Here is a 664-nt window from a genome sequence, read left to right as displayed (position 1 = left end):
TTTTCGCTCCCCATCACAGCCCAGCCTTACGATGTGCGGATTTGCCTACACACCAGCCTCACTGCTTAGACGGACATCCATCAGTCCGCGTCACTACCCTCCTGCGTCACCCCATCGCTCATAGCGGATTACGGTGGTACAGTAATTTCAAACTGTTGTCCTTCGACTACGCCTGTCGGCCTCGCCTTAGGTCCCGACTTACCCTGAGCGGACGAGCCTTCCTCAGGAAACCTTGGGCTTTCGGCGGATCAGATTCTCACTGATCTTTTCGTTACTCATACCGGCATTCTCACTTGTATGCTGTCCAGCGCTCCTTACGGTACACCTTCAACCCACATACAACGCTCCCCTACCCCAGATGCAAAGCATCTAGCCATAGCTTCGGTGGTGTGTTTAGCCCCGTTACATTTTCGGCGCAGAGTCACTCGACCAGTGAGCTATTACGCACTCTTTCAATGGTGGCTGCTTCTAAGCCAACATCCTGGTTGTCTGTGCAACTCCACATCCTTTCCCACTTAACACACACTTGGGGACCTTAGCTGATGGTCTGGGCTGTTTCCCTTTTGACAATGGATCTTAGCACTCACTGTCTGACTCCCGGCAAGAAGTTAATGGCATTCGGAGTTTGACTGAGCTTGGTAACCCTTGCGGGCCCCGCACCCAA

The 664-nt window shown here is 53.0% G+C and carries 1 rRNA gene; it reads right to left on the bottom strand.

Annotated elements, in window-relative coordinates:
- A 23S ribosomal RNA gene (locus A3844_RS06685) occupies positions 1-664 on the bottom strand; the annotation flags it as partial.

The organism is Paenibacillus helianthi, assembly GCF_001909055.1.
GTDB classification, from domain to species: domain Bacteria; phylum Bacillota; class Bacilli; order Paenibacillales; family Paenibacillaceae; genus Paenibacillus_AQ; species Paenibacillus_AQ helianthi.
The sequence above is the reverse complement of the archived record's forward strand: the minus strand, read 5'-3'. Positions and strand labels throughout refer to the sequence as shown.